Annotated in this window: 26 protein-coding genes; 8 read left to right on the top strand and 18 right to left on the bottom strand. The window is 39.6% G+C overall.

Features of this window, described 5'->3' with window-relative positions:
- Positions 1 to 59: 59 nt before the first annotated feature.
- Positions 60 to 1,418, bottom strand: a complete 1,359-nt coding sequence (locus tag FM071_RS02545; RefSeq protein ID WP_193111470.1) for a phosphomannomutase/phosphoglucomutase — start codon at positions 1,416 to 1,418, stop codon at positions 60 to 62.
- 226 nt (positions 1,419 to 1,644) lie between these two features.
- On the opposite strand from FM071_RS02545, the gene FM071_RS02540 reads away from it, so the two are divergent.
- Positions 1,645 to 1,863 (top strand): cold-shock protein, encoded by a 219-nt coding sequence (locus FM071_RS02540; RefSeq protein WP_283949410.1) that lies wholly within the window; start codon positions 1,645 to 1,647, stop codon positions 1,861 to 1,863.
- Positions 1,864 to 1,897: 34 nt separating this feature from the next.
- Here the strand turns inward: FM071_RS02540 and FM071_RS02535 are convergent, their stop codons facing one another.
- From FM071_RS02535 to FM071_RS02520, 4 genes are read right to left on the bottom strand one after another with little or no spacing between them, the layout of a single operon-like run.
- Positions 1,898 to 2,941 carry an acetate/propionate family kinase gene (locus tag FM071_RS02535; protein ID WP_193111469.1) on the bottom strand — a complete coding sequence of 348 codons (1,044 nt, stop codon included), beginning with the start codon at positions 2,939 to 2,941 and terminating at the stop codon, positions 1,898 to 1,900.
- The gene (gene pta / locus FM071_RS02530) at positions 2,938 to 5,022 is read right to left on the bottom strand and encodes a phosphate acetyltransferase (protein ID WP_193111468.1); all 2,085 of its coding nucleotides are present in this window, start codon (positions 5,020 to 5,022) and stop codon (positions 2,938 to 2,940) included. Before pta ends, FM071_RS02535 begins: the two co-directional genes overlap by 4 nt.
- Before the next feature lie 40 nt (positions 5,023 to 5,062).
- Positions 5,063 to 5,713, bottom strand: a complete 651-nt coding sequence (locus FM071_RS02525) for a vWA domain-containing protein (protein WP_193111467.1) — start codon at positions 5,711 to 5,713, stop codon at positions 5,063 to 5,065.
- Positions 5,710 to 7,236 carry a hypothetical protein gene (locus tag FM071_RS02520; RefSeq protein ID WP_193111466.1) on the bottom strand — a complete coding sequence of 509 codons (1,527 nt, stop codon included), beginning with the start codon at positions 7,234 to 7,236 and terminating at the stop codon, positions 5,710 to 5,712. Before FM071_RS02520 ends, FM071_RS02525 begins: the two co-directional genes overlap by 4 nt.
- A 116-nt stretch (positions 7,237 to 7,352) precedes the next feature.
- Between FM071_RS02520 and FM071_RS02515 the strand changes: the two genes are divergently transcribed.
- On the top strand, positions 7,353 to 7,793 hold the full coding sequence (locus tag FM071_RS02515; protein WP_193111465.1) for a YchJ family protein: 441 nt from the start codon (positions 7,353 to 7,355) through the stop codon (positions 7,791 to 7,793).
- Here the strand turns inward: FM071_RS02515 and FM071_RS02510 are convergent.
- On the bottom strand, positions 7,790 to 8,215 hold the full coding sequence (locus FM071_RS02510; RefSeq protein WP_193111464.1) for a GNAT family N-acetyltransferase: 426 nt from the start codon (positions 8,213 to 8,215) through the stop codon (positions 7,790 to 7,792). The two genes, FM071_RS02515 and FM071_RS02510, sit on opposite strands and share 4 nt — an antisense overlap.
- Positions 8,216 to 8,283: 68 nt before the next feature.
- Here FM071_RS02510 and FM071_RS02505 point away from each other — a divergent pair, with 68 nt between their 5' ends.
- Genes FM071_RS02505 through FM071_RS02490 form a run of 4 tightly spaced genes read left to right on the top strand, consistent with a single transcriptional unit; the run spans position 8,284 to position 11,240 of the window.
- Positions 8,284 to 8,421, top strand: coding sequence for a hypothetical protein (locus FM071_RS02505; protein WP_193111463.1), 138 nt, complete (start codon positions 8,284 to 8,286; stop codon positions 8,419 to 8,421).
- 15 nt (positions 8,422 to 8,436) lie between these two features.
- On the top strand, positions 8,437 to 10,044 hold the full coding sequence (locus FM071_RS02500) for an ABC-F family ATP-binding cassette domain-containing protein (RefSeq protein ID WP_193111462.1): 1,608 nt from the start codon (positions 8,437 to 8,439) through the stop codon (positions 10,042 to 10,044).
- A gap of 2 nt (positions 10,045 to 10,046) precedes the next feature.
- Positions 10,047 to 10,895, top strand: a complete 849-nt coding sequence (locus tag FM071_RS02495) for a DUF5718 family protein (protein WP_193111461.1) — start codon at positions 10,047 to 10,049, stop codon at positions 10,893 to 10,895.
- Positions 10,896 to 11,240 (top strand): translation initiation factor, encoded by a 345-nt coding sequence (locus FM071_RS02490; RefSeq protein ID WP_193111460.1) that lies wholly within the window; start codon positions 10,896 to 10,898, stop codon positions 11,238 to 11,240.
- On the opposite strand, the gene FM071_RS02485 is transcribed toward FM071_RS02490, so the two are convergent.
- Entirely contained in the window at positions 11,237 to 12,496 is a 1,260-nt protein-coding gene (locus FM071_RS02485; RefSeq protein WP_193111459.1) for a diguanylate cyclase, read from the bottom strand. The genes FM071_RS02490 and FM071_RS02485 overlap by 4 nt on opposite strands.
- A gap of 83 nt (positions 12,497 to 12,579) precedes the next feature.
- Here FM071_RS02485 and FM071_RS02480 point away from each other — a divergent pair, with 83 nt between their 5' ends.
- Together FM071_RS02480 and FM071_RS02475 are read left to right on the top strand one after the other, a co-directional pair.
- Positions 12,580 to 13,011 (top strand): hypothetical protein, encoded by a 432-nt coding sequence (locus FM071_RS02480; protein WP_193111458.1) that lies wholly within the window; start codon positions 12,580 to 12,582, stop codon positions 13,009 to 13,011.
- A gap of 86 nt (positions 13,012 to 13,097) precedes the next feature.
- A complete protein-coding gene (locus FM071_RS02475; RefSeq protein ID WP_193111457.1) occupies positions 13,098 to 13,982 on the top strand; it encodes a YfdX family protein in 885 nt (294 codons plus the stop codon).
- A gap of 6 nt (positions 13,983 to 13,988) precedes the next feature.
- Here the strand turns inward: FM071_RS02475 and FM071_RS02470 are convergent, their stop codons facing one another.
- The 11 genes from FM071_RS02470 to greA form a co-directional block, all read right to left on the bottom strand.
- Positions 13,989 to 15,275 carry an aminopeptidase P N-terminal domain-containing protein gene (locus FM071_RS02470; RefSeq protein ID WP_226960562.1) on the bottom strand — a complete coding sequence of 429 codons (1,287 nt, stop codon included), beginning with the start codon at positions 15,273 to 15,275 and terminating at the stop codon, positions 13,989 to 13,991.
- The gene (locus tag FM071_RS02465) at positions 15,266 to 15,862 is read right to left on the bottom strand and encodes an ABC-type transport auxiliary lipoprotein family protein (RefSeq protein ID WP_193111456.1); all 597 of its coding nucleotides are present in this window, start codon (positions 15,860 to 15,862) and stop codon (positions 15,266 to 15,268) included. Before FM071_RS02465 ends, FM071_RS02470 begins: the two co-directional genes overlap by 10 nt.
- Positions 15,863 to 16,816 (bottom strand): MlaD family protein, encoded by a 954-nt coding sequence (locus FM071_RS02460; protein ID WP_193111455.1) that lies wholly within the window; start codon positions 16,814 to 16,816, stop codon positions 15,863 to 15,865.
- Between the two features lie 254 nt (positions 16,817 to 17,070).
- On the bottom strand, positions 17,071 to 17,817 hold the full coding sequence (locus FM071_RS02455) for an ABC transporter ATP-binding protein (RefSeq protein WP_193111454.1): 747 nt from the start codon (positions 17,815 to 17,817) through the stop codon (positions 17,071 to 17,073).
- 2 nt (positions 17,818 to 17,819) lie between these two features.
- The gene (locus FM071_RS02450) at positions 17,820 to 18,938 is read right to left on the bottom strand and encodes an MlaE family ABC transporter permease (protein WP_193111453.1); all 1,119 of its coding nucleotides are present in this window, start codon (positions 18,936 to 18,938) and stop codon (positions 17,820 to 17,822) included.
- Positions 18,939 to 18,946: 8 nt separating this feature from the next.
- Positions 18,947 to 19,441, bottom strand: a complete 495-nt coding sequence (locus FM071_RS02445) for a chemotaxis protein CheW (protein WP_193111452.1) — start codon at positions 19,439 to 19,441, stop codon at positions 18,947 to 18,949.
- Entirely contained in the window at positions 19,441 to 21,846 is a 2,406-nt protein-coding gene (locus tag FM071_RS02440) for a hybrid sensor histidine kinase/response regulator (RefSeq protein WP_193111451.1), read from the bottom strand. The genes FM071_RS02445 and FM071_RS02440 overlap by 1 nt, the downstream gene beginning before the upstream one ends.
- Positions 21,847 to 21,858: 12 nt before the next feature.
- Positions 21,859 to 22,800, bottom strand: coding sequence for a chemotaxis protein (locus FM071_RS02435; protein WP_193111450.1), 942 nt, complete (start codon positions 22,798 to 22,800; stop codon positions 21,859 to 21,861).
- 3 nt (positions 22,801 to 22,803) lie between these two features.
- Positions 22,804 to 23,541 carry a UDP-2,3-diacylglucosamine diphosphatase gene (locus FM071_RS02430; RefSeq protein ID WP_193111449.1) on the bottom strand — a complete coding sequence of 246 codons (738 nt, stop codon included), beginning with the start codon at positions 23,539 to 23,541 and terminating at the stop codon, positions 22,804 to 22,806.
- Positions 23,531 to 24,544, bottom strand: coding sequence for an N-acetyl-gamma-glutamyl-phosphate reductase (gene argC, locus FM071_RS02425; RefSeq protein ID WP_226960561.1), 1,014 nt, complete (start codon positions 24,542 to 24,544; stop codon positions 23,531 to 23,533). The genes FM071_RS02430 and argC overlap by 11 nt, the downstream gene beginning before the upstream one ends.
- Entirely contained in the window at positions 24,531 to 25,031 is a 501-nt protein-coding gene (gene greA / locus FM071_RS02420) for a transcription elongation factor GreA (protein WP_193111448.1), read from the bottom strand. Before greA ends, argC begins: the two co-directional genes overlap by 14 nt.
- Positions 25,032 to 25,056: the final 25 nt, after the last annotated feature.

Raw genomic sequence — 25,056 nt, 5'->3', positions numbered from 1 at the left:
ATAGAATTCCTTCAATTAAGTTTACGGAATTCTATCTAATTAAGATTAAGTTATGTTTATTATAAGCTATTTTTTGCTTCTAAAATGAGTCTATTGAGAGCATCTTCATAATGTTTCGCTTCTACTTCTTCAGTAGATTCAAAACGGGTAACAAGGACAGGTGTTGTATTTGACGCGCGTACAAGTCCCCATCCTTTTTCAAAATTGATTCTTACACCGTCAACATCAATGATATCTTTGATAGTCGGAAAATCCGCCGGCGGGTTTTGCAGCAACTCTTTGATTCTATCCATAAGTTGAAATTTTTCAGCCTCTGTCGTCTCCACTTTGATCTCTTCCGTTGAAAAGACTTGCGGCAGTTTGGCAAGTTCTACATCGAGATCGATGCCGTCATCAATAAGTTCCAACATTCTGAATGTCGCATATATGGCATCATCATAACCAAAATAACGGTTTTTGAAAAAGACATGCCCGCTGACTTCACATGCCAAGTCGGCATCTATCTCTTTCATCTTCACTTTTAAGTTAGAGTGCCCTGTCTTGTACATAACAGCATTTGCACCGCGACGTTTTAACTCATCATACATTACTTGCGAACATTTTACTTCCCCGACAACTGTCGGTTTATTCATCTTCATACTGTAAAGAAGTGCCATCATATCGCCTTTGATATTGTTCTTGTGCGTGAGCACGGCAATTCTGTCCGCATCTCCATCATAGGCAAAAGCAATATCACCCTCTTTTTCAAGCAGCGCTTTGACATCTGCGAGGTTTTTTTCTACTGAAGGGTCTGGATGGTGGTTTGGAAAAGTTCCGTCTGGCTCAATATAGAGTCCTTTTGTATTAAGCTCAAGTCTTTCAAATATCTCCGGCAGTACAACACCTGCGACACCGTTTCCACAATCATAGACTATCTTGGTCTTCATACCTTTGAGATGTGAAAAGGCATCAACTATAAAGCCTATATAGCGGCTTTTTGCATCTATCTGCTTGACCTGATGCTCTACTTTTTTCGGCAACTCCATCGCTTCACACTCACGTCCGAGTGCGTAGATCTCTTCACCGAAAAAAGGTGCTCTATCTACTGTAATCTTAAAACCGTTGTACTCGCTTGGGTTATGAGAGCCAGTTATCATCACCGAAGCCGAAGGCGTAATGCCATCCCACTCCTGATAGTTCGTAAAGTAGTTCACAGGTGTAGGCACGAGTCCCATATCGAGTACTTTTTTCCCGCCGGCATTGAGCCCTACGACAAGATACTCAAAAAGAATCGGAGAGTGAGAACGCGCATCGTAACCGACTGCAACATAATCTCCATCTATTTTCGAAGCCAAAGCATAGCCGATCTTGGTCACACTTGCTTCATTTAACTCTTTTTCATAAATACCGCGTATGTCATACTCTCTGTAGATGCTCAAAATATTTCCTTGAAATTATAATGTTGCAATTCTACTCAACTATGCCTTAAAAAAAGAATTTGGACAAATATAGCAAAAAGCTTTGTTAATTGCTTTTATTGCGATATACTGTTGCCAAGTGAAAGATGAGGCGTGAATTCATCTTTAGTGTGTTACTACTGCTCTACTGCGTTAAACTCCTAAAGATTCTCCAATTTTTACACAAATTTATATACAAGGCTGCAAAATGGCAGAATTAATGGACGGATCAGTTAAATGGTTCAATGACGAAAAAGGTTATGGTTTTATTCAACAAGATAATGGCGGAGCAGATGTATTCGTACATTTTCGTCAAGTAAACAACAACACAGGTGGAAGAGTTTCTCTTGCAGAAGGTCAAAGAGTAACATTCGAAATCGGTGAAGGTCAAAAAGGCCCACAAGCTGAGAACGTAACTCCACTTTAGTAGTTAACCTACTTCTTTATATAGGCTTTTACGCCTATATATCTTCATTTTTTAAAATCCTGTAACACTCATTCGCAATTTCAAGTTCTTCATTCGTTTCGATCACCAATGATTTGATATTTTCAATGACACTGTTTTGCATCACCTGCTCACGTACATATGCTGAGTGCTCTCCTATGCCGCCGCTAAAAACAATGGCATCAACATTTTCAAGTAACACCATATAAGAACCTATGTACTTTTGAATACGCCGCACCATGATTTTAAGCGCTAAGTTTGCACGTTCATCCTCACGCAAGAGTATCTCACGCAGATCATTTTCTCCACAGATACCTTTTAATCCCGACTCTTTATTTAGCAAAGTATCGACTTCTTTTGTACTTAAGCCTAGCTCTCTTTGCAAAAAAAGAGCAATGTCAGGATCAATATCACCACAGCGTGTCCCCATTACCAAGCCTTCCAAAGGTGTAAATCCCATAGAAGTGTCTATGCTTTTACCATTCTTAACAGCACAGGCAGAAGCACCGTTACCTAAATGCAGGGTAATGAGATTGACCTCATCGACTGGCTTATCTAAAAGCTTTGCAGCCTCTTTAGTGAGATAAGAGTGAGAAGTTCCATGAAAACCATAACGACGTATCTCATGTTTTGCATATAACTTATACGGCAGAGCATATACGAACGCTTCTTCGGGCAATGTGGCATGAAAAGCCGTATCAAAAACAGCCATCTGTGGAATATCCGGCATTTTCTCTTTCATGGCTTGAATGCCTTCAATGTTTGCCGGATTATGCAGTGGAGCAAGCGGTATCAAGGATTCGATTGTTTTCATAACAGAAGTATCTATCAAACAGCTCTTTTGCAGTTTTTCTCCCCCGTGAACCACTCTGTGTCCTACTGCATCTATCTCTGCCAGATCCATATCGAGCGCATCAAGCGCTTCTGCGTGAGAAGCAATGCCGGAATCATCTTCACCAATCTTTTGTATCTCTTTTTCTTGTAGTAGTTTTTTCGATGGCATAGCAAAAAGCTTGAACTTCAAAGAGGAACTTCCGGAGTTTATAACGGCAATCTTCACTGTTCTTCCCCTGCCTGAATGGCTGTAATAGCCACAGTATTGACGATGTCTTCTACAAGACAGCCGCGACTCAAATCATTTACCGGTTTTTTCAGTCCTTGAATAATTGGTCCGATGGCAATTGCGCCACTGCTTCGCTGCACCGCTTTGTAGGTATTATTTCCCGTATTTAAATCTGGGAAGATGAAAACTGTTGCCTCTCCGGCCACTTTTGAGTTTGGCAGTTTTATGCGTGCGACCTCTTTATTTATTGCCGCATCATATTGAATAGGACCTTCCACAAGCAGATCTTCTCTTTTTCGTTTTACAAGCTTTGTCGCTTCTCTTACCTTATCGACATCTGCACCATGTCCACTCTCTCCTGTAGAGTATGAGAGCATCGCCACCTTTGGCACAATGCCAAAAGCTTTGGCGGTATCGGCTGAAGCGATGGCTATGTCCGCAAGCTCCTGTGCATTTGGATCTTCATTGATGGCACAATCCCCATAAACAAGTACTTTGGTCTCAAAACACATGAAAAAAACGCTTGAGACAATAGAGACACCCTCTTTCGTTTTGATAATCTGCAGAGCCGGACGTATGGTATCTGCCGTTGAGTGAATCGCACCGCTGACCATACCGTTGGCATAGCCGCACTCCACCATCATTGTTGCGAAGTAACTCAGATGCGTCATGGCATCACGAGCACCTTCGCGTGTCAGACCTTTATGTTTTCTCTTCTCGTAAAATATCTCTGTAAACTCTTCGATATGTTCCGATTCAAGATGATTGATAATGTTGGCTTTTGAGAGATCAAGTCCCAAGCGGGCAGAACGCTCACGCAACTCATTTTCATCTCCCAATAAAATAATCTCGGCGACATCACGACGAAGGATGATCTCAACGGCACGAAGTATGCGTTCATCGGAAGATTCCGGCAGCACGATTCTCTTTTTGTGCTGACGCGCCATATCAAAAAGTTTATACTCAAACATCTGCGGCGTCATAATGTCACTATAGGTCGTAGCTATTTTTGCTTCTATGGCTTTTATATCTACACTTTCATTAAAAAGTCCAAGAGCTAAAGCGATCTTTCTCTGTGAATCGACACGCAGTCGTGAGTGCACTTTCATAATATCTTTAGCGGTATTAAATGTATCACTCCCCACGGAAAGTATCGGTACTTTGAAACCTTCAAGGCCGTCTATAAGCTTTTGGATATTTGGATGTATTTTCATATCAAAAGGAAAAACAATCGCTGAAATACTCGGGTAGTTTGTCGAGTGCAGTGCCCCGTAGAGACCTAAAATAATGTCCGACCTGTCAGCCGGAACGATTACAAGGTCTTCTCCTTCAATGTGTTCTAAGAAGTTATCCAGGCTAAGAGCGGCCACTTTTACACTTTTAATGACACGAAGCGGATCATGCTCACCTAAAATAATGCTTTTTGCATCTAAACTCTCTATAACATCTTCGATAGTAGGCAAATTCAACTCTTCAAGCTCAGGAAGCATGTAGACAGTATAAGGAGTTTTTGCAAAGAGTTCACGCAAACCGCTCAGTTCACTCTCTCTAACTCGATTTACAAATGTTGCGAAGTGGGTACAATCTACAGAAGTGGAGTACTCATTTTCTATCAAAACATCTTCATAGATCTCTTTTGGATTCTTATCTTTGGCATTGATGATGTTAATGTAGGGCGCACCGAAGTTTTGAGCGATCTTAACATTAAGATCGTATGAGATGGCAGTTGTCAAAAAGGATTTACGGATGCCCTCGCACAGTACAAAATCATACGCATCCTCAAGCTTTTTAAATTTACTTATCAGGTTCTCTATAAGCTCATTGTCCTTACCGTTGGCTATGAGTTCTTCGACTTCTGCGATATCGTAGCCGTAGCACTCTTCATATTTTATATCGAGACTGTATCGCTCTTTGATAAAAGAGATGTCACCATCTTGAATATCGCGTGCATAGATAATAGGTCGAAAAAATGCGACACGATGGAGATTACGTTTGAGTATCTCCATCATCCCCATCGAGACAAAAAGAGTCCCTGCATTTTTTTCCTGTGCCGCTATGTAGAGTGATTTTATCTTCATATTTTTTTATCCTCACGCAAATCAACTCTACTATTATACGCTATTGTTTCAATAATTTATCTAAACGTTCAAGGTCATTGATGACTTCCCACTCTCCGCCGCCTTTTTCGACTTTTTCTTTCCACTCTTTTAAACGTGCCATATATTTACGCGGATCCACATTGTCACTTCTTAGTTTTGTTACATTAAGCGCGACGACCTTATAGCCCTGCAGCTGTAGTGGAATATCTCGCATATAGCCTTTTTTAAGTTCCTCTTTTAAATCTGAAAAGATTAAAATTGTCTTTGAGGCTGTATCTTTTTCATTTAAAAACTCCGTAGCCTGCAGAATGCCTCCCGTAATGTCCGTATAAGGGCTTGATTTAACATGTTTGACATAATTGTCTACAACCTTGACAAAAGCACGTTTTTGCTGGTTAGCTTTACTCGGACGGTCGCTGAATGTTGCTTTTGCAATAATGTCTTTCTCGCTGAAACTTCCCGTATCAATGCTGGCAACTACAAAACTGTCACCTGATTCAAGCTGTGAGAGAATATAATTAATAATCTGCTGCGCTTTCTTCAGCTCATGTGTGTATGTTCCTGACGTGTCTACAAGCATATAGACACCTTTGTTGTGTTTTTGTGCGCCATCACTTGAACATGAACTCAGTCCAAGCAGTAACAGCAGTACAAGTACTATTTTTTTCATGATACATCCTTTGTTTTATCATCGGTTTGCTCTTTAGAAGCTGTTTTCCTTGGTTTACGCGCCGGCGCTTTTTTCTGCACCTCTTTTTTCTCTGTCTCTTTTAATTCCTCTTTTGAACTATTCTTGGCTTCAATTTTTGTTACTATATTTTCAATCCATAGAGGAAAAAATATAACTAAATCATAAAAGTTAACAAGACTTTTGCCTATATATCTGCTCAAGTTACCCAAAAAGCGTGATAAAACTGCACTAAAACGTAACAGTGCAGCGACAAGAACACCCAAAACTGTACGGGAGGAATGAATGAAAGACTCTAGCGGAATAGCGATGAATGCAAGAGCAAACGGCAAGATAAATCCCATACCCATCTGTGCTGCAGTAGTTATCCACCTGCCTGACTGCTCAACTCCATCTGCGGCAGCGCCACCGAGCAGTCCTGCAACAAGTGCAGCATCATCAGCCGAGAGCAGTTCACGCATATAGGCCAATCCTGCTTCAACACTTGCCAGAAGCAGCAAAAAGACAAAAGAGACTATTATCATACGCACGCGTATCTTATCTTCCAAGGCGCCGATGATTGGAAAAAGCCGTGTAATTCTCAATGATTCCATTAAAAACAGACCCATTGAAATCTCAACAAGAATAATGACAAGTGCGGCAATATCTGCAACTCGAAAACCCATCATATAGACAGACCCGCCAACCATCTCCTGCATTGGACGCGCGATGAGATTAAAGTTAATAAATGCACCGCCGATGGCAATAGCCAGAACAAACCCGGAAATAAAAAACTGTGTAAGAGAAGAAGATGAGAGCATCTGTGCCGCTTTGTCACTTTTTTTGTTTATCTCATAATACTCATCCATATGTCTATCTACCGTAGCAGATCGGTCAAGCAGGACCTGCACATTTTTATCTAAAACACCTATAGATTTATTTATCTGGCGCAGTGTTGGGATCATTTTACTGAGATATGAATGGCGCAGTTTTGAACTTGTTCTATAGGCTTCAAGTGCTTTTTGCTGGCCTTTGTCCAAAGTGTCACGAATACTTTTTAAGATTTCAACAACCATTGAATCTTCCGAAGGTGGAATGGAAGCAATCGGTTCAATCGCCTTTGTCCAGCCGGGAGGTGATGGTGGAATCTCTGTACTTTGCTGATAATCTTCATCTATCTTGACGACATTATCGCGTATATCTCTTTGCAGTGTAGGAAACTGTGCCAAATCTTTTTTGACATAAGCATCAATGCGCTCAAACTCCCGTTCAATAATACGTTCTGTTGCCTCTTTTCCATCAGCAAGGAGTACCTCTTTGTTTCTCTCTTTAAGCTTTTTTTCTGCTAAAAAAATGGAAGCTGCAATAAGATGAAATGCATGAAAAAGGACTTTTGAAGCAGAAAGTATCACTTCGTGTGCCGGTTTACGTGCCATATATAAAAGCATCATTATTATAACAATCCATAAAACTACAGACAAGCCCTGTGATGAGGAGATAATCATCATAAAATCTGGTATTTGCATTGGATATCCTTTTATTAGTGATTCTTATTCTAGCATAAAAATTATTTATTACAAAAATTTGATAAATTAGCTTGAAATCAAAAACTGTGTATAATTACAAAAAAGGCAAGTCATCAATGTGTATCTGTGGAAAAAGTCAAGATTTTTCAAAGTGCTGTGAACCTCTCATATTAAAAAAAGAATTACCAAAAAGTCCCGAAGCGCTTATGTGCAGCAGATACTCCGCCTATGTAATCGGCAACGGCGATTATCTTGTCTACTCTGCAGTTCAGCAAAACAGATATGCAGATGACATCGCTCTAATTGAAGAATTTTCAAACTCCGTAGAATGGCTCAAACTTGATGTTCTGCATACAAAAGAGAATCAAGTAGAATTTAAAGCTTATTACAGAGATAACAAGGGCATACAGGTTTTACATGAAAAAAGTACTTTTGTAAAAATAGACGATGAATGGAAATATAAAGACGGAGAACTTTTTAATACAAAAATAGAAAGAAACGGGCCCTGTCCATGCGGCAGCGGCAAAAAATATAAAAAGTGCTGTATGAAAAATTAAGAGTTTTTCATAGGTTTTACAAATACAAAACTTTTTTTCATAAAGCCCTCTTTTTCATAGAACCTGTGTGCATCCTCACGCTGCAGTCCCGAAGAGAGGACAATGTTTTCACATGCCGCGATTTTGGCATAATCCTGTAAATACTCCAGCATCATTTTTCCATAGCCCTGTGAACGGTAGTTCTCATCACTCACCAGTTCATCTATAAAAAGATGCCGTTTGTGGTAGAGATTTGTCTGTATTACAACACCTGCATAGCACATCAGTCGTTCTTTTTCAAAGACACCCAACATCGTATATTCACGATCACGCATCTCATAGATCAGGTTTTCAAACTCTTCATACTCCAACTGCACACGCAGCTGCTTTACAAGACTCCACGCAACGTCCAGCTCTTTTAGGTCTAATTTTCTTATCTGCATAGCATATCATAACCAAATTTTTATGAACTTTTCGATATAATCGCGGAAAAATATAAGGCTAGAAAATTATGAAATACATCTTTCTTTCACTTTTTATTCTATTTGTATTCAATGGCTGTTCTGCAAAAGAGATCAACGACACAACGAACAGCATAACAAATGACATTACAAATGCTTTTGAAAACTCAAAAGACAAATCCAACTAATACAGGCAACAAACAATGGTAACAGTACAAAACTTAACGATGCGCTTTGGAAACAGAGTGCTTTTTCAAGATATCAACCTAAAACTAGACCGCCACAAAAGATATGGTCTTATTGGCGCAAACGGTGCGGGTAAAACAACATTTTTAAAGATTCTCTCCGGACAGATCAATGAGTATGAGGGTGAGGTTATCATTCCTAAACAAAACAAAGTCGGTGTTTTAGGTCAAAATCAATATGCCTTTGAAGATTATACAATCTCAGATGCCGTTCTTTATGGAAACAAACGTCTTTATGATGCCATCAAAGAAAAAGAAGAGATCTATATGACGGGTGATTTTGAAGATGATGCGGTCAACAATCGTCTTGCAGAGCTTGAGACTATTTGTGTTGAAGAAGATCCTACTTATGAGTATGATGTCAATATTGCAAAGATTCTTGAAAATGTCGGCATTCCGGCTGAAAAGCACGGCGAATTGATGAGCACACTTGACTCTGCTGATAAGTTCAAAGTACTTTTGGCACAGGTGCTTTACCCGAAACCTGACGTACTTTTCCTCGATGAGCCTACCAACAACCTCGACATCGAAACTATCAGCTGGCTTGAGCATGAGCTTCAGCGTCATGAAGGGACAATGGTCGTCATCTCTCACGATAGACACTTTTTAAATGCTGTTGTCACGAACATTCTCGATGTTGACTATCAAAAGATACGTGAGTTTACAGGAAACTATGATGACTGGTACATCGCTGCCAATGTCATGGCAAAACAGATGGAACTCGATAATGCAAAAAAACAAAAAGAGAAAGAGCAGCTAGAAGCTTTCGTACGTCGATTCAGTGCCAATGCTTCCAAAGCAAAACAGGCAACATCACGTCAGAAACAACTTGAAAAACTCAATATAGAAGAGATCAAACCATCGTCTCGTCGTGATCCTTCCATCGTCTTTAAAGCAAAACGTGTCATGGGTGACGAAGCTCTCAATGTTGAACATGTATGCCACTCCTATGGAGATAACGAAGTTCTTAAAGATGTCACTTTTAAAGTAAATCCAGATGAAAAGATCGCTGTCATCGGTGGAAACGGTGTAGGGAAAACGACACTTATCAAGATCATTATGGAAGAGATGAAACCAAGCTGCGGCGGAACAGTAACATGGGGTGCAACGATCGAGCCTTCATACTTTCCGCAGGATACTGCTGATATCATCGAAGGTGACGGTACACTTTATGACTGGCTGCGTGCATTTGATCCAAAACGTGAGATCGCTGAAATTCGCAACTGTTTAGGTCGTATGCTCTTTAACGGTGAGCAACAGGAAAAATCTGTCGAAGCTATTTCAGGTGGGGAAAAACACCGTATGATGCTCTCTAAAATGATGCTTGAAGGTGGAAACTTTTTAGTTCTCGATGAACCTACCAACCACCTTGACCTTGAAGCCATTGTTGCTCTTGGTGAGGCCTTGCATGAGTTTAAAGGCAATGTCATCTGTGTCTCTCACGATAGGGAACTGCTTGACGCTTTTGCAACGCGTGTCATAGAAATCCGTCCGGATCATACCTATGTTGATTTCCAAGGTTCTTATGAAGAGTTTGCACGGGCAAAAGAAGAAGGTAAAATCTAATTATGAGTGATTATAAAGAGTATCTAGGTCTCGGCATTGCCGGCAACTTTGCACTTCACCTTGCCCAAGCAGGTGAACTCGAAGAGTTTAAAGATGTCATCACTGCAGATGAAGCAGCACCAAAAGGAATCTTTCCTTTCTATCTGCCTTGCAAAAAGAGCAGCCAAAGCGAGCGTCCACGTGAGATGCTCTTTACCTATCCGCTCTCATCTGAAACACTCCAACTTCCAAACGAAAATCTCAATGTGCAGGCTGAACCGGAAGTGGCCCTTATCTGTGAACTGACTTACATAAAAGAGAAGCTTGTCCACATTGCACCACAAGCTTTTGGTGCCTACAATGATGCTTCCATCCGTGTTGCAGGAGCACAGAAGATAAGTGACAAAAAAAACTGGGGTGCCAATACAAAAGGTATTGCAACTGAACTGCTTCCGTTGGATATTTTTGAAGATGGCGGTATGATGGACAACTACTCAATTTGTAGCTTTTTACGTAGAGATGATGCACTTTATGCCTATGGTGAGAATGTAGAACTGACAGGCTACAGCTATTTTTATGAAAAACTAACCGATTGGATACTCAATCAGATCAACACACAGGAAGATTTTGGACCACTCGAAGATATCAAATCCTACATCAAAGAGTGTAACAACCCTACAAAACTCATCATCAGTATAGGCGCTACACGATATACGGACTATGGAGAAAAAACATTCCTGCAAAGCGGTGATGAAGTACTGATCGCTGTTTACAATCACAACAGATACTCTCTTGAAAATATTGAAGCACTTTTACAAAACAAGCAGTATGAAGAGCCTGCTCTAAGTATATTGGCACAAAAAGTTCTCTAAATGAGCAGAGGAAAGAAACTCGATCTCTTCATAGGTGCAGATTTTAAAGATGAATGGAGCGAAGTTCAAACAGCTCCAAAAAATAAACCCTATTCTAAAATCTCAGAGCCGGGTAAACACATGCTGCATTTTTCAAAAGAGAAACGCAGAGGAAAAACTGTTACACTGGTCTCTCCTTTTGAACTTTCCAAAGAAGATGCTTCTACATTGCTAAAAAGACTCAAGAAGAGACTTGGATGCGGCGGCAGTTACAAAAATGGCATTATGGAATTTCAAGGTGAGCTCAAAGAGAAGATTCGCCCGCTTTTAATTGCAGAAGGTTTTCGTTTTAAACAGGACCACTAGGCAATTTTGGCCTCATCATTATGTTTTGTAGTTGCCTCACTGACATTTGAGGTAATGATGTATCTATCACGTCCACTCTCTTTGGCTTCATAAAGCATCTCATCAGCACGTGATATAAGTATCTCATCATTGAGAGCATCATCGGCGACACAACAGACGACACCGATGGATATGGTCACGAATTCTCCTACTTTCGACTTTTCATGTTTAAGCTCACGTCCGCGTACGGCATCACAGATCTCACGGGCAAGTTTTGCTGAGTTTGATTCATCTGTTTCGCTCATCAGCACGCCAAACTCTTCACCGCCAAGTCTAAATACATAATCACTCGGACGCTTCAGTGTATCTTTGAGAACTTTTGCAACAGATTTGAGTGCGAAATCCCCTTCCACATGTCCATAAGTATCATTATATTGTTTAAAATAATCAATATCAAGCATCATGAAAGTGATGTATGTTTTATTTCTTTTTGCCCGTTTAAGCTCACGTTCATATATAAAATTGAAGTATCTTCTGTTGTGCAATCCTGTCAAGGAGTCGGTATAGGAAGCGTTTTCAAGCTTTTTATTGGCTATTTTTAGTTTTTTTGCTGCTAGTTCCAGCTGTGTCTGGTCTTTTTGAATACTTTTAAAGACGTAAAAAAGAATTGCCAGAACGATCAAAATGACAGCACTTAACACTGTTCCTATCTGTAGAAGCATCGACTTATAAGTATGTAGAAACTTTTTTCTCTCAAAGCTGGCTACACCAACTTCATAATTGATGAGCTTCTGCAAAACTCTGTGAATATATTCGACCTTTTTTTCCAGAGTATTGATAGATATCTGACTCAAGTCCTTACCATTCTTTGCTGCATAAAGAATCTGTCTGAAATACCTGTTCGTTGCTTTTATCTCAATGTTGGTATATTCAATATACTCCATCTCTTCATCCGTTTTAAAATGGGACATATAACTTTTCCATTTTTTATCGATATCATGCAGAGCATCTTCAAGATTAAATATGATCTCAGATGAGCTCATCTCGTTGCGTGAGGCTTTATAGACCGTATCGGCAAGACCGTTATGATATTTTTGAAGGATTTCATTGAGTTCTGTTACAGGAACCAAAGAGCCGAAATAGAGGGAGTCTATATTTTTTTTCATGGCATTAACATAGATTGTTCCCATAATGCCTACACTTATCAGCCCCAAGGTAATAAGCAAAAAAAGAAATAATAACTTGCTTCTTAGCTTTAGTGCCTCTAAAAACTGCATACAACTCCCTTAGCTTGTTGATAATAAGCATAAGTTGTACCAAACTTTATGCTAAAATAGCATTCAAAAAGTAAGGTCACAATATGAAAGCAAAAGCGATTAAAACAGAACGTTACCTCTCGTTAGAAGATATAAAAAAACATCTGCAAAATGTCGAGTATATCATTATGGCGGCACCCGCACCCGATACATTTAAGCAAACACCCATTCACTTCACTATCTTTTTAAATACTGCCGACACAATTCCAAAAGATATTCAAGATGCCATTTTAGACAAATTCAGAGATGAGCATAAAATAGGAGAACCTGCCGAACTACTCTCGCAGCTTATGCCTGTAGGTTTTGCGATCAGCTCTGCACAGGACACGCCAATGCCGCTCTTGCTTGTAAAACCTGAGGATCAAAGAAGCATCCCTCACGTGCCTATGCATGTGATGGATTTCTTAGCAGATTCCGATGAATTCTTTGAAGCCAAAGAAAAAAATCTTACAGGATGGAGTTACTCCTACGAATAGCAATGCAACTAAAGTAACATTGCTATTAAACAAACAGATCTATAATTTCTCCAGTTTACAAATAAATCAAAAACTAGGAGAAAGAGATGAAAAAGACTATCATTTCAACTATTGTAGCTTCATTGCTGCTTTCAACATCAGTTATCGCTAACAGCAAAATAAAAAGTGTGACAGAGGTAAACCATGCTGCCATCGCAAAAGGTACACAAGATGCACTTGCATCACAGAAAAAACTTGTCCAAGAGGCTATAAGCTCACTACAATTTACAAGTGACGCACTCGTTGCACTCAATAAAAAAGATGCCAAAGCAGCAACTGCTAATATAGAAAAAGCCTTAGGCAAACTTGAAGTTATTTTAAGTGCCAAAAATTCACCAAAATTATTGCCTATTGATTCACAGGTAAGTATAGTGGAGTTTGTCGGGACAAAAGACGATGTCAAAAAATCTGTAGATACAGTAAAAGATCTGCTTGAACATAACAAAGTTCAAACAGCCCGCGCGCTTTTAAATTCACTGCAAAGTGAGATCGATGTCTCTGTTGTAAGTCTTCCGCTTGTAACATATCCGGATGCCTTGAAACTTGCAGCAAAATATATTCATGAGAATAAGCTTGAAAAAGCCAAAAATATTTTGCAAATTGCACTCAACACATTTGACACAACAACAACTGTCATTCCTCTGCCACTCTTAAAAGCGACAGATCTTATCAACACATCTGCTCTGCTCTCTAAAAACGGCAAAAAAGAGGATGCTCTGAAATATCTTGCAGCAGCGGAAGATGAGTTGGATGTAGCGGAAGCACTCGGATATGTAAGTCATTCAAGCAATACTTACAAATCTCTGCACAAAGCGATCAAAAATGTAAGAAAAGAGATCAAAGGAAAAAACAAAGCGGAAAAACTTTTTGATGAGCTCAAAAAAGAGCTTAAAGACTTTAAAAATAAAATCTTTTCAGAAAAAAGTAAATAATTCGAATTACAAAGAGGCTAAGGATTCAATATCCCTGGTCTCTTTTTTTATCTTCTTTGAGAGATTGTCAAAGCCATCTTTCGTCACCAAAATATCATCTTCAATACGAATGCCTATACCTCTAAATCTTTTTGGAACACTCATATCGTCTTTATCTATGTAGATTCCCGGTTCTATTGTCAAAACCATACCTGGCTGCAGTGGAATTTCTTTTCCCTTATTATCTTTGTAAGGACATGCATCATGCACATCTATCCCCATCCAGTGCCCTATGCCATGCGGATAATACTTTTTATGCGCCCCTTTTTTCAGAAGTTTTTTCACACTTCCTTTCAATATGCCCAATTCGACAAGTCCACGACATAACATCTCTTCTGATTTTTGCTGCAGTTGACTCCTTAACACTCCGGGTTTGATACATTCGATAATCTCTTTATTGACACTCAGAACCAAATTATAAAGTTCTTTTTGTACTTTTGAAAATCTTCCTTTTGCCGGAATAGTTCGTGTAATATCACTGGCATAATAGTCATACTCACATCCGGCATCTATGAGTATCAGGTCATTATGATTTATCTTTTGATCGTTCGTTATATAGTGCAGGGTATTTGCATTGTTTCCGGAAGCGACAATGGATGTATAAGCATCACTGTAAGCACCGTTCTTTTTAAAAACATACTCTATCTCAGCCTGCAGTTCATACTCATACTGTAAAGCACTTACTCTTGTCACTGCTCGATGATGTGCCTCTTGCGTAATGGTTAAAGCTTTACGAATAAGAGCTACTTCGGCATCTGATTTTATAAGGCGCATCTTTTGAATCTTCTTTGCTGCATTTTTAAAAGTATCTATGTTTTTTGCATAGCGTTTTAATAGTTTTACTTTTGAATAATCCAAACCAAAATCATAGTACAGCACTTTAGGCTCTGCTAAAAATTCTTTGAGCTTTGCATTCAACTCACCATACTCAAATACATCGCTCACGTCAAAACGCTCTTTTGCTTTTTCAACACCAAGTCGTTTCCCGTTCCAAAGCTCCTCTGCGGCATCTTTCTTATGAACAAAAAGGTAGCTTTTGATACGCTTAGAGGTTTTGACAAGAACAAGTGCTGCACTATCTTCTTTAAAACCGGACATATAGTAAAAATTACTGTTCTGTCGATAAGGGTACTCCGTATCATTTGAACGTGTTTTCGGCTCTGCCGTAAACAAAACGGCTACAGAACCGTTTTTAAGTTTTTTACCAAAAGTCTCTCTTCTTTTTCTGTACTCACGCTCTGTTATCATTGACATGTTCCCGCAATCCATATGTGCATTGTATGCAGTACTTCGTTAAGAACCTGATTGAGTGCTTCTACACCGCTTTTGGCATCAGGAGATTTTGTCGGCATCTCTTTGACGATATGCTTTGACGATACAGCCATACCTGTTTTGTTGTCAATGAGTGTAAATGTCATATCCACTTTGACAACAGAGCTCTTTTGATCATCACTAAAATGCTGGGTAAAGTCAGACACCCTGGTCTCTAATGTATAATCACTGCCGCTGAGAGACTTGTAACTTGTGACATTTTGAAAAAGTGCACTATCTTCCAAACTACTTACGATTGTATCACTGAGAGCTCTGTTGAGATCTTCTGCCCATTCAGACCTGTTAAACCTACCCTCTTGATATGCGCCCAGTGTATATTTCATCTCTTTACTTACCAATGAGCTTTTGACAAAAGCCTGTGAAACCTTTAAAGAGTGTTCTTTGCAATTGCTTTGCAACGCTCCTTTTTGAGCTTCTTGGACTGTAAGACGGTACTGTGTAACAGCAGGATATGTTGTGCTGCAGGCTGTAAAAACCAGTAGTAAAAAAGTTGTAACAAGTATTTTCATCTATCTCTCTCCCGGAGCAGGTTTTGGCTCTGTTTTTTTATATAAAACTGCGGACGGATTATGTCTAAAGTCATCGAGTGTATTTTGCAGGTCTATCATAACATTCTGACTCTCCAACATTGTGTTGTTTACATTGTGGCTCATCGTATCAAAACCTATTTGTGCTTTTGAGAAGCTCACGCCCATATTCTTCATCGTTTTATCCATACGCAGATATGTCTCTTGTATTGATTCAAAAGAGTTGTTTATCTTATGTTCCCAGGCAACACTCTGATCTACAAATTTTTCTACATTTGGCAGAACACTATTATCTATTTTGTATGTAATATGATCCAGGTTACTCATGCTTTTTTGGAAGTGAACGATCGTTTTTTCATCGAGAATACGATCGAATTTATCCATGACACTGGCTGTTCGCTGTAACAGCAAAGCCATCTGCTGTTGATTCTCATCATTGAGAAGTTTTTGTGTTTTATAAAGTGTTGCGGAGAGTTGAGACGACACATCACCAAGTGAGTTTTCCAAGTGTTCGAAAAACGAGGGAACTGTTTTTATAACAGGATAGGCTTCACCCTCTTTTGCTTTAAGTGGCGGAGCATCATTTTTTCCCTGCGTGAGGTTGATGTAAGTAAGTCCTGTAATACCCTGCGCTGTTAATTTCGCAACGGTATTTTCCTTAATAGGCGTACTTTTTAAAATATCGACCGTTACTTCAACCTGTTCTGTGTTCTTTGGATTGATACGCAGCTTGACAACCTTCCCAACATTAATACCTCTGTATTTTACGGGAGCATTGAGATTGAGTCCCAAAACAGACTCATCGAAATAGATAAGATACTTCTGCATCTCTTGATCGCTCGATGGTTTGAGCATCCAATAAGCAAAGCCAAACAGCAAAGCAAGACCTGCCAAAACAGAGATACCGATAAGTGTATAGTTGACTTTATTATTCATTAGACCTCTTTCATAACCTCTGATATTCTTCAGTAAACTAGTGCAAAAGATAATCAAGGCGGATGTTCTTTGGCATAGTTTTACTATGGCGAAGGTTATCCAACGCAGAGTATTGCATGCAATAGTTTACCCAAAGGGAGGGTTAAAAAGAATCAATCTTGCAAAAAACTTTTCATCACTGTAGCTACAGCTACGCTTCAAAAAAGATTTTTCACAATCTTAACTCTTTTTAGCCCTCTGAAGAGTATCAGAGGTTATGAAAGAGGTCTATTATCCCCAAAAAAAGCATCGATAAAATCACTTTTTGCTGACTTCAATCCCTGCAGCGTTCCTTCATATACTATTTTTTTATTGTCTATTATAGCAACTTTATCTAAAGTATTGTATATGGAGTGCAGATCATGACTTACCATTACTATTGTTAGTCCCAGCATTTTTCTCAGTTTCAAAATAAGATTGTCGAATTCACGAGCCGAAATAGGATCAAGTCCGCTTGTCGGTTCATCCAAAAAGAGCAGTTTCGGGTCCATCACCAAAGCGCGTGCCAAGCCTGCTTTTTTTCGCATACCACCGCTTATTTCTGACGGGTAAAGATTTGAATCCTCAGGTTTCAAGCCTACAAGATTGATCTTAAATCGTACGATCTCATCGATCATCTCTTTTGATAGTTTCGTATATTCAACAAGAGGTAATGCCACGTTTTCTCTGATTGTCAAAGATGAAAAAAGAGCACCGAACTGAAAAAGCACGCCCCACCGATATCGTAAACTCTGTGCATCCTTCTCACTTATATTTTTAAGACTTTTGCCAAGTATCTCAATTGAGCCGCCGGCAATATCCTGCAGTAAAACCATCTCACGCAGCAGAGTCGTCTTACCACAGCCGCTTGGACCAAGCAGCCCGTAAATCTCCCCTTCATGTATCGTCAGATTCAAACCGTCATGAACAAGCTTATCTCCAAAGCGCGTTGTTACATTTTCTACTTTTATCAGCTCTTTCACGCTTATATTCCCAAGTTCGTAAATGCTATCGAGAAAACAGCATCACAGACAATCACTGCAAAGATGGATTCAACAACACTTTTTGTCGTGTTAAATCCTATGCTTTGGGTGTCATCTTTGACCATCAAACCACGGTATATTCCAATGGAAGCGATTAAAAATGCAAAAAATGGCCCTTTGACAATCCCTACATAAAAATGTTTTGCAGCGATCACTTCTCTAAATCTGTCTATAAAGAGTTCCGGAGTAATATGCAGATCAAGATTTGCCACTATCAACCCGCCAAACATTGCCATCATATCCGATACAAAAATTAAAATTGGCATCATTATCACAAGAGCAATGATGCGAGGCAGAACAAGAAATGCAAAAGGCTCAAACCCCATCGTCTTCATTGCATCAAGCTCCTGTGTAATCTTCATAGCCCCTATCTGTGCAGCATAGGCAGAACCGCTTCGTCCTGCTATAACGATGGCAGTGATGAGCGGAGAGAGTTCACGGAAGATGGAGAGGCCGAGCATATCGACAATAAAGATATTTGCTCCATAGATCTTCAACTGATATGCTGACTGGTAAGCAACGACGAGACCGATCAAGAAACTTGTAAGAGCAATAATACCAAGCGCCTTGATGGCGCTTTCATTTATTTCAAAAGCTATCTCTTTAAAACGAATATTTTTCAAAGATGTCATAGAGCGTATATTTGTCACAAAAAGCTCCCCAAAGAACTGCAAAAACGAGATAAATCCAATATAGTATTCATAAAAAAGTCTTCCTGTAACTTCAAGAAAACTTTCTTCTTTCTTTTGGGGTAGTTGAGAACTTCTTTGCATATTGCTTGTTACAAGTTCCAAAGTAGATTTTTGAAGTTCATCTTTTAAGACCGTACTGACAGAAATACCTTTGTCTTTAAAATATTTTTGCAGTTCATAGATAAATATTCCGCCTGCCGTATCTAAAAAATCTATGGATTGAAAGTTGAGTGTGATTTCTTCAAAAGAGTATGTCTTAATTTTTGCTATCTCTTTTTGTATCGTAGCAATTGTAGCAAGACTAAGATCTCCGTTAAAAGTTATGGAGAGCTTAGTGTCTTGAAGGTCTATAAGAGGTTTTATATACATCTAAATGTCTAGAAATCTCTCTCTAGAAGTTTATTTACTTTTAAAATAGTAATGATCTTATCTGCCTGTTTTCCAACACCGTCAATAATAGTATCATCCCCATTCACAGTATCAGGTGCCGGCCCGATATTCTCTTTTTTAATGCGAATTGCCATGGTCAGCCTGTCAATAACGAACCCGGCTACATCATCACCATGACGCATAACGATAAAGCGGGTATCTTCACTCTGTTTTTTCGTACTCAAACCAAATTTTGCACGCAGATCAATAAGTGGAATAACAGCTCCACGGAGATTGAATACTCCCAGCACATAAGCCGGAACCTGTGGTACACGCGTCCATGTGAAAGGTTTTATAATCTCCTGAATAGATAAAATAGGCACTGCATACTCTTCATCGCCTATCATAAATCCGACAAGCTGTACTACATCATCAAGCTGTTCTACGACACTCTCTTGTTGTTCGCCCTGTTTGTTAATAATATCTTTTAATTTATCACTCATTATAAGAACTCCGCTTTAAAGTTAACATTTCTCTGAACAACACTTGCCAGATAATCTGCAGAGTATGGTTTTGTAATATACTCAACCATACCAGATTCAACACCACGCATACGATCCGCTTTACTTGTTCTTGAAGTAACGGCAATAAGTGGAAGATTTTTATACCTGTTGTACTTTTTAATCTCATTTGCCAGTGTATAACCATCCATTCTCGGCATTTCGATATCAATGAGCATCGCATCGAAATTATAGTCACCTGATTTCAAGATACCCAAGGCTTCTTGACCATCAGATGCTTCAACAAGTGTCACACCCATAGGTTCCAATGCTTTTCTCATAATGGTTCTGTCTGTTTTTGAATCATCTACTATCATGACCGTATAATCAGATGCCTTCGTTTTTTCATTACTTGCGCTACCTTCAGAACCTTCACTCACAGCAGATGCTTTGACATCCTTTGCCATATTCATCAAGGCAACAACATCAACAATGAGTGTTACGCCACCATCACCACGAATCGTTGCACCAGCAATACCTTCAATGCCTTTGAGATAATCACCAAGTGATTTGATAACGATCTCTTCCTGACCGACCAATGTATCTACTATAAGTCCCAGCTTGCTTGTTCCAAGTCCAAGAACAACGACATAGGCATGTTCACTCGCATCAAGTATGCGTTCTACTTCAAAAATATCACCGATATGAACGAGAGAGAGGACATCATCACGCAGACGCATAACGTTTTTGCCCTCAACAGTATAGATCTCATCTTTTGAAATTCTCACTGTCTCCAGTACAGAAGCCAAAGGAATCGCATAATGTTCCTCCTGAACACCTACAAGAAGTGCCTGAATAATGGCAAGTGTGAGAGGGATTTTTAGTTTTATAGAAGTTCCCTTGCCAACTTCAGAGTCAATATCGATAATACCGTTGAGTTTTTCGATGTTTGTTTTTACAACATCCATTCCTACACCACGGCCCGAGACATTAGTAACCGCTGCAGCCGTTGAGAATCCTGGTTTAAAGATAAGCGCATAAGCCTCTTTATCACTCATGGAGTCAGCCTCTTTTTCAGTGATAATGCCTTTTTCAAGCGATTTGTTCTTTAACATTTCAGGATCAAGACCTTTTCCGTCATCATCTATCTGAATGACAATCTGATTTCCTTCATTATATGCTTTCAGCGCTATAGTTCCTGTTTCAGGTTTTCCTTTTGCCAGACGTTCATCAGGAGATTCAATTCCGTGATCACAAGAGTTACGGATAATATGGACAAGTGGATCACCTATCTCTTCGACGATTGACTTGTCAAGCTCCGTCTCTTCCCCTGAGATCACAAGTTCGATCTTTTTGTTAAGCTCACGCGAAAGGTCACGAATCATACGAGGGAATTTGTTAAAGACTTTACCGATTGGAAGCATTCTTGTCTTCATAACAGCTATCTGCAGATCAGTCGTTACAAGAGATACAATAGAAACAACCTGGTTCAGCTCTTCTAAAAACTCTTCACCTTCATAACGCTCTTCCACATCGTCATTGATTTTTATCAGTCTATTTTTTGCAAGAACAAGTTCACCGATAAGGTTCATCAAGTGATCAAGTCGTTTCACATCAACACGAATCGTCTGTTCTACCGCAGCAGGCGTCTTTTTCGCAGGTGCTGCCGCTTTTGCCTCTTCTTTTGGTGCTTCTTTCTTTACAGCCGGTGCAGGAGTCGGTGCAGGGGCACTCTCTTTTGGCTCCTCTTGTGGAGCTTTTTCTTCTTCTGCTTCTTCTTCATCCGGCATCTGAGGTACTGATTCACCTGCAGCTATTTTAGCTTCACGTTTTTTTCTGTCCTCTTCTTGACGCTGGGCTAAAAGTCTCTCAATCTCAGCTTCAACCTCTTCAGGAGACATATTTTCATAATCTATTTCATCTTCTTCAGATTCTTCGGCTTTTTCTTCTTCAGCCTCTATCTCTTCTGTAGCTCCTGCTTCTTCAGGCGGTGTCGTTACTGTCGGTGTTTCTACTTCACCCGTACCGCCTGTTATCTTATCTAGCTTAGCCACACATGCAGAGACATCAATACCCGCATCACTGCTTGTGTCACGAATAGTCTCAAGAAGCGCTTTCATAAGGTCAATAGATTCTAAAATAACATCCATGACATCCGGAGTAATTGTGAGTTCTCCATGACGTGCACGATTAAGAACATCCTCCATATGGTGTGTAAGGTGAGTCAATACATCGAAATTTAAAAATGATGAAGCACCTTTAACGGTATGCGCTACACGAAATATTCCGTTTAAAAGTTCTAGATCTTCCGGGTTTGATTCCAGTTCGACAAGATCTTCGTCGAGTTTTTCAACCAATTCAAATGATTCAACTAAAAAATCCTGCAGTATCTCTTGAAATTCATCCATATTTTATACTCCCTACTTCATATGTGCACGTACGACACGTGACACTTCATCATAAAATGAACTTGCCTGGAATTTTACCAAGTAAGCTTCTCCACCAGCCTCAATACCTCTGCCTTCACTAAAGTGATCACTTATCGAAGAGTTGAAAACAATTGGAATATCTTTAAATCTGGCATCATCTTTTGCATTGGCTGCAAAGTGAAAACCATCCATCTTCGGCATCTCAACATCAGAAATTATAATTTTGAGTGTATCAACCAGTTTGTCTCCATAAGTAGCATAAAGTTCATCTAGTTTGCGAAGACCTTCATCCCCGTCCATCGCTTCGACAACATTAAAGCCCATCTTCTGCAGTGCATCTTTAACGATCTTTCGAGCTGTTGAACTATCATCTAGAACCATAGCAAGTCCTGAGAAGTGTTCTATCTGCTCAGGTGCAGTATCCGTCTCCGGCTCATACAGTCCAAGATCCTGAACAACGCTTTCAAGATCCAATATAAGAAGAACACTGTCCCCTTCAATCTTCGTTACTCCGGTGATCTTATTAGCATCAAGCCCGTTTGAGCTGTTCATGAAAGTTGCAGGTTCAATATCACCCCATGAAATTCTTCGAATTCTCTTTGCTTCATGAACAATGAATCCAATGAGCACATTATTGAACTCGGTAATAATGACACGAGCATTTTTCTGCGCATCTTCAGGCTCTTTTACACCCATCCATTTCGCAAGATTTACAACAGGAATCACTACCTCACGCAGATCGAAAATTCCTTCGATAAACTCAGGCGTACCCGGCAGTTCTGTTAAAAAAGGTACGCGAATAATCTCTCGTACCTTTGATACATTTATACCATAGATACCTTCATATACTTTCCCGTCATCTTCTTGTTTGAGTATACGAAAGTCTACAAGTTCCATCTCGTTAGAACCGACTTTTAGGGAGTTATCATCCATATTTTACCTCTCATTGGAAAATTGATGTTCTTCCAATAGTTCTTTATCTTGCACTGATTTTACAATAAAATATCTTTGATTGCAAGCAAAAGCCCCCAGATTGATATAAGTAAAACTATTCAATCTGAGAGTTTTATTTTGATGAAAATGTCCTTCTATAAAATAGTCACATTTATACTTATTTCTAAAGCGTTTTTGTATAAAATCCTCAAACCACACAAGCTCTTTACAGTCATCTTTTTTATCAAGATGCCCTTCTATTTTATTGATAATAAAATGATTCAGCGCAATGTCTATATACTTTAAAACAAAGAGCATAAAAGGGTTACGAATCAGCGCCGTATAAAGTTGATAGCCAAAAGGTGCATCGAAATCACCATGGGCAAGATAGATCTTTTTATTTTTATACGATGCCAAGAGAGGCTGTTTTGCAATTGGGAAAATTTGAATATTTTTAAATATGGCTTTGAGATTGAAGTCATGATTGCCTTCAAAATAGAACACTTCTATATCTTCCGCAATCACTTCAAGCAGGTCTATCATCTCCTGATTTGTCTCGTACGTGTAGTCAATAAGTCCAAAGAGTGCATCAAAGATGTCACCCATCAAAATGAGTTGTGTCGGCTTGAGCTCTTTTGAGTGGATCGCTTTTATAAAGGCAAGGAGTTGCACTCTATCGTCAGAGTAGTGCGCATCGGAAATGATGTATGCACCCTCTTTTATCTCAATACTATGGGACATACGCTATATCTGGAATACCCATAGTCTCATCAAGTCCCATCATCAGATTGGCATTGACAACGGCTTGAGATGAAGCACCGCGCATTAGATTGTCAATAGCAGAGGCAATAAAGAGAAGATTGCCTTTTTTCTGTACATAGATGTCACAGAAATTTGTTCCGGCTACATTTTTCATATCTACGGGTTTTGATGAGACTCTCACGTGAGCATCGTTTTTATAATGCTCACGCAATAAAGCCTCAGCATCAAAATCACCCTCTACCGTAATGTAGATGGAGCTTAACATACCACGCGTTACAGGAACCAAATGTGGTACGAAATTGACCATCTCAAAATCAACGCCCAGTTTATTGGCGATCTCCGGTGCATGTCTGTGCATAAGTGGATTGTAGGCAAAAAGGTTGTCGTTGACATTGACAAAGTGTGTCACTTCACTGAGTTTTTTGCCGGCACCGCTGACACCTGTTTTTGCATCAATAATAATAGGAGTATCAGCTACGCGTTTTGACATAAACGGCAGCAGCCCTAAAATAGCAGATGTCGGAAAACAACCAGGATTTGCCACAAGTTTGGCAGATTTCAGCTCTTGGCGAAATAGTTCCGGCAGTCCATAGACTACATGAGAGAGATTTTCAACATCAGTATGCGGACAATAAAATTCTTCATAGATATCAAGAGGAAGTCTATAGTCAGCGGAGAGGTCCACAACTTTCACGCCTTTTGCAATTAAAGGCTTCACATATGCCATGGCAGTTTTATGAGGCAGTGCCAGAAAAACAAGCTCACAGTGTTTTGCTATAGCATCGACATCCGCTTTTTCAACCTTATCTTCACATACACCGCTGAGTGACGGATGGAGTTCATTGATAGTCGTGTCGCCTTCTGAGTTTGCGATATATGCAAGTTGAAACCTTGGATGCTTTACTAGCATTTTTACGAGTTCAAGTCCCGTATATCCCGTTGCACCGACTATACCTACATTTATATCTTTAGTGGCTGTCAAAAATGATCTCCTGATATTTTACTTCATCTATCTCAAACTCTTTTTTACCGCCAGGAAGCTGCACCACGACCTCATCACCCTCTTCACGTCCTAAAAGCTGTTTTGCAAGCGGCGAGTTAAATGAGATAAGCCCTTTGTCAGGATTACTCTCAGCACCGCCGACGATCGTGTACGTAACCTCTTCATCGCTGTCCATATCGGTCATAACAACAGTAGAACCAAAAGAGACCTTCGAGTGTGCAAGTTCACTTGGATCTACTATCTGTGCATTTCCAAGTATTTCTTGCAGTTCTGCGAGACGATTGTCAATATTTTTCTGCGCCTCTTTTGCCGCATGGTACTCTGCATTTTCTTTCAAGTCACCATGTTCAAGGGCCTCTTCTATCGCTTTTACAATGCCGGGGCGTTTTACTTCTTTTAAATCCTTGACCTCAGCCTGCAGTTTTTCATAACCATATATTGTCATCGGTTCTACGTTATTTTGCATAATTGTTCTCTGTATTAAATTTTTT

The organism is Sulfurimonas paralvinellae (assembly GCF_014905135.1).
GTDB classification, from domain to species: Bacteria; Campylobacterota; Campylobacteria; order Campylobacterales; family Sulfurimonadaceae; genus Sulfurimonas; species Sulfurimonas paralvinellae.
Note: the sequence above shows the minus strand (reverse complement) of the source record. Positions and strands in the feature narration are given on the sequence as shown.